General features: G+C 47.1%; 4 protein-coding genes. 2 read left to right on the top strand and 2 right to left on the bottom strand.

Features of this window, described 5'->3' with window-relative positions:
- Positions 1-146: 146 nt before the first annotated feature.
- A complete protein-coding gene (locus QUB20_RS25195; RefSeq protein ID WP_333250344.1) occupies positions 147-782 on the bottom strand; it encodes a L,D-transpeptidase in 636 nt (211 codons plus the stop codon).
- Positions 783-1,595: 813 nt separating this feature from the next.
- Here QUB20_RS25195 and QUB20_RS25190 point away from each other — a divergent pair.
- Together QUB20_RS25190 and QUB20_RS25185 are read left to right on the top strand one after the other, a co-directional pair.
- Positions 1,596-2,096, top strand: coding sequence for an autotransporter (locus QUB20_RS25190; RefSeq protein WP_333053578.1), 501 nt, complete (start codon positions 1,596-1,598; stop codon positions 2,094-2,096).
- A 312-nt stretch (positions 2,097-2,408) separates the two neighbouring features.
- Positions 2,409-3,755, top strand: a complete 1,347-nt coding sequence (locus QUB20_RS25185; protein ID WP_333250342.1) for a sorbosone dehydrogenase family protein — start codon at positions 2,409-2,411, stop codon at positions 3,753-3,755.
- A 211-nt stretch (positions 3,756-3,966) separates the two neighbouring features.
- Here the strand turns inward: QUB20_RS25185 and QUB20_RS25180 are convergent, their stop codons facing one another.
- A complete protein-coding gene (locus QUB20_RS25180) occupies positions 3,967-4,416 on the bottom strand; it encodes a DUF924 family protein (RefSeq protein WP_445299428.1) in 450 nt (149 codons plus the stop codon).
- Positions 4,417-4,727 lie beyond the last annotated feature (311 nt).

Below are 4,727 nucleotides of genomic sequence, written 5' to 3'. Positions count from 1 at the left end.
ATCTTGCCTGTATTGAATTTTTGTGGAACAGGCATCTTGCCTGTATTGAATTTTTGTGGAACAGGCATCTTGCCTGTATTGAATTTTTGTGGAACAGGCATCTTGCCTGTTCCTAGATATTTTGATGCACCCCAAACTCCGAATAATTAATGCTCAACTATCACCGGTGTGCCAACTGCGACTTTCTCAAATAAAGCCTGTGCATCTTTATCAAACATTCTGACGCAGCCGTGAGAAGCCGCCCCCCCGATCGACTCTGGATTCGGAGTGCCATGAAAACCAATCACATTCTTGCCATCCGTCCAAAACCCCATCCACCTACTTCCTAATGGATTGTCTGGCCCAGCAGGAATAAGTTCTCCTGTCCAAGGATTTTGCCAAACTGGATCTTTGATCATTTGCATAACTTTAAAATTGCCTGTTGGAGTTTCCCACCCGCCTTTTCCCACAGCAACCGGGAAACTGGTTTGCACCTTATTTTGTCGGTAAACATAGACGCGGCGTTCTCGCAATTTCAGCACTAAACGCACTTCCTCAATAGGATTTACCGCAGGCTGTGGTTCCTGGGGAATGTAACGAAATGGTTCTCCCAAGGGCGGCAGTTCTGGGGTTCCGAGATTCGGCAACTGTGTCTCGGAGGTGGGCCGCTGCGCTGCGATCGCACTATTGCTTGAATTAGCCACCACTTCGGCAGTCGTCTGCTGCTGTATGCCGATCGACAGCGCGGCTGCACTCAAGCTCAGTACAATTAACTTGTTAAACAAAAATTTGCTCTTCACCATTGTTTTCTTCGCTAAACTCCTCACCAGCATTTCCTACAAAGTTCCGATCTAATTATCCGCCAACCGCACCCGATCCGAAAAATTTTGAGATGCTTTTTGACCAAGAATTTCAAAGGTGGTACCCGCCACGTGATTTATCCGTGGAATCAATCCCCAATCCCAAATCCTTGCATCCTCAAGCCCCCGGATTTATCTCGCGCAAGTCAATCGAAAATCTCAAATTTAAAATCTAAAATCGAATGACGGCAACTGCGCTGTACAGTTTTTAGTTGAAATTCCACCACTGATAACTGGTAACTCAACACAAAGCTTAGGCAATAATACCAAAACCACAAGGTTTTTATAAGTGGCTCAGTGGAGTTACGCAATAGAATGTCGTGAGAAAACCCGGTTTATGCGTAAATATTGCCAGAAAATGATTAGATTTTACCTCCGACTAATTAGATTTTTTAGCAATGACCGACTGGGGATCGAGTATTCAAACTATGGCGCTGCTGTATCCGGCAATCACAATCTGTCTTTGGGTAGAGTTCCCCCCCAGCAACAGTTAGGTGGGCGGAAAAAAACGGCAACGGTCGATCGAATAAACTCAATATATCACGGCAACACTCTAGAGATGCAAACCGCTGAACTTGTTGTAAATCGGGAACTTATGATGTAAAATTTAGTCTTTCAATACTTGTTCGATAATCTTTTTTTGAGATTGTCATAAATTTCCTACTTTGGGGATTAAACTGGATTAGGTATAGAGGTTGGGACTTTCGTGCAGCGGAAGCAAACCCGACCCTGAATAGCAGTTAATGTGAGGTTTCAATGCGTCTTCAGAACATCAAATTATTGACAGGTGCAACACTGTCGGTGGTAATTTCGGCGGTCTCAGTACATCCTGCGATGGCTAACCCTGCAACTCAAATAGCCCAAACGCAGACCACCACAACAGCAAACACTACAACCATTGTCGGTTTTGTCAAAAGTATTGTCGGCGACGTAGTAACTATTCGCGAAGAAAGCGCGCCGTACAGGACTCTCAGGGTTCAAAGATGCGTCCTGAGAATTATTGGCTTAGTACCGGGAATGAAAGTCAGAGCCACCGTCGCCGGATCTCAGATCCAAAATATCGCGGTGATCCCCGATTATAAGGTGGTAGCCACAACGGTTGCTCGTCCCGCAACCCCAGCACCGGCACCGCGTCCGGCTCCAGAACCGCCACCGCGTCCGGCTCCTCGTCCGGCTCCGGCTCCGGCTCCTCGTCCGGCTCCCCGTCCAATTCCGGCTCCGGCTCCCCGTCCGGCTCCTGTGAGAGGACTTTGGTAGAGCTAGGTTATACGATTTTAGATTTTAGATTTTAGATTGAAGATTGAAGATTGGGAATGACAATCAAGCAATTTGATCCGGGGCCCCCGGATTAATTCGTGGGATTGCTTTCTTCAATCTAAAATCTAAAATAGCAAATCTAAAATCGATTGACTGATGAAGATCAAGGTTTGGAACACGGGCCTACACTTGCATTCTTTTTGGCAACTGGTATCAGTACATGGAATTAAGCCACCGCGCCGGCGGTGGCTTAGCTGTTGAATAGCAGTTAGAATAATAGAATTGTCCAGCAATTGTGGAGAAATCGCTGCTATGTATTACCTGCGTTTCTTGCTGCTAATTCTGCTGTTGCCGATGATTGCGTGCGATCGAGCTACAGATGCGAGATCCCCTGCTGTGGGCGACAACAGCCCCGTCTCGCAAATTCCCTCCCGTGCACCGGTGACAAATGTTGGGACAAATCAAATTGTACCGACCAAACCGCTGTCGCCGCAGCCAATCCGTATTGTTGCAACTGCTTTGCCGCAGCCAGGAGCCAGCGAAAGCGCCTCAAAACCTCCTCAAGTAATACCGATTCCCGCATCGCCAGTGCTGCGAGTGCCTCCTGGCTTTGTCGTCAACGTTTTTGCTGACAATTTAGACGCTCCCCGATGGCTAGCTTTGACGCCGACAGGCGATGTTTTGGTAACAGAAACCAGGCAGAATCGGATTACGCTGTTGCGGGATGCCAACGGCGACGGGGTTGCTGAGGTTCGCAAAACTTTTGCCAGTGCCCAAAACGGGTTAAATATTCCCTTTGGCATGGCTTTTGCCGATCGCTATTTTTTCCTCGGAAATACCGCTGAAGTCCGCCGATTTCCCTACACAAAAGGGCAGGAACAATTGACAGGTACCGGTCAAAAAATTGCCGATTTACCGGGCGGCGGCTACAACCAACACTGGACGCGAAATGTTGTCGTTTCCCCCGACAAAAGCAAGCTTTTCGTCTCAGTTGGATCGCAGTCTAATGCCGATGTCGAACCGCTGCCGAGGGCGTCTGTTCAAGTGATGAATTTGGACGGCAAAAACCAACAAATTTTTGCTTCTGGGTTGCGAAACCCGGTAGGATTGGATTTTCACCCAAAAACCAATCAACTCTACACGACAGTCAACGAACGCGACGGTTTGGGAGATGATTTGGTGCCGGATTACTTGACAAGAATTCGTCAAGGCGAGTTTTACGGCTGGCCTTACACTTATTTTAAGCCGAATTTGCTCGACCCGCGCCACGCCAGAAACGGCAATAGCGATCGACCTGATTTAGCGGCTAAAACATTAATGCCAGACGTGCTGTTTCAGGCCCACTCTGCCGCTTTGGGGCTTCAGTTTTACGACGGAAAAACATTTCCCAAAAGATTTCTCAACGGCGCATTTGTGGCGTTTCGCGGCAGTTGGAATCGGAACTCTGGAACTGGTTATAAAATCGTGTTTGTACCTTTTAATGCGGCGAACGGACGCCCTCAAGGTTATTATGAGGATTTTCTGACTGGTTTTCTCACAGATCCGTCTGGCCCGAAAACTTGGGGGAGGCCGGTTGGTTTGCTGGTTTTACCTGACGGGAGTTTGCTGTTTACTGAGGAAGCGAATAACCGGATTTATCGAGTGCAGTATCGCGGCTGACGATTGGGCGATAGATAAATTCTTCACCCTCGTATGCTTTTTGTTGAATCAACAATTTACCTTGTTTTTTAATTGCACTATTCAAGTTGAGAGTCGTTGGGTTGGGGCGGGTTTTGTAGAGAGATTGTCTGCTGTTGGTTCTGATTGCGGCCTAAAACTGCCTCTACAAGCCTCGAATATATCAGAACGATCGAGGTTTTGCGATCGCGCTTTAAAATCCCGAACCGGGTTGTCTCAGAAACTCGGCTTCTTCGGGGGTTGTTTCGCGTCCGAGAATTTCATTGCGGTGGGGAAATCTCCCAAAACGCTCGATTATTTCCAAATGCTGCTGCGCGTATTCAATGAGTGAATCGCTTTCAGGTTCGCCGCTGAGTTGGCGAAATAGTTCCACAGATTTTTGCTGGTTTTCTAAGTTTTCGCTGTGTTGAAAAGGGAGATAAACAAATAATTTTTGTACAGTTAGCAATTCGGGATCGAAGTTATTGTTAACAGCGTATTCGGCGGTAGCTAAAGCTTTGCTGTCTGTGGCGAATGCTTGGGGTGTTCCGCGAAACATATTGCGCGGAAATTGATCGAGCAGTAGAATTAATGCGAGGCAATTTTCGGGGGAATCGTGCCATGAGTCGAGTTGACCGGAGGCGGCTAGTTCGTATTGCGGCAGAAAGCGTGATCCTCTTCGAGGGCTTCGCTAACGCACTTGGGCATCAAAATCCGCATCTTTTTCAAACCATTTCTTGTGGACTTTGCCAAACTCAGGAGATTGCGATCGACCAAACCAAAAATCTAAAACTTCATTCATTACCAATCTAGTTAGCCATTGATTATTGGCAATTTAGGTATCTGTAGTTGCACAAAATCTACTTGATCTGCAACTACAAATCCAGGGATTAATTATTACCAAAGATGACTTGACCCAAACACAGTTACTTGCTTTCCGAGGCGATCGAGGGTCGAGCAAAAAAATTAGATTAC

This window comes from Microcoleus sp. B4-C2, from assembly GCF_036705265.1.
Lineage (GTDB): Bacteria > Cyanobacteriota > Cyanobacteriia > Cyanobacteriales > Microcoleaceae > Microcoleus.
This window is presented reverse-complemented; position numbering and strand designations above follow the sequence as displayed.

Excerpts from the sequence above, each read along its gene's own strand:
- QUB20_RS25195 (WP_333250344.1), bottom strand. The coding sequence starts at position 782 with ATGGTGAAGAGCAAATTTTTGTTTAACAAGTTAATTGTACTGAGCTTG.
- QUB20_RS25190 (WP_333053578.1), top strand. The coding sequence starts at position 1,596 with ATGCGTCTTCAGAACATCAAATTATTGACAGGTGCAACACTGTCGGTG.
- QUB20_RS25185 (WP_333250342.1), top strand. The coding sequence starts at position 2,409 with ATGTATTACCTGCGTTTCTTGCTGCTAATTCTGCTGTTGCCGATGATT.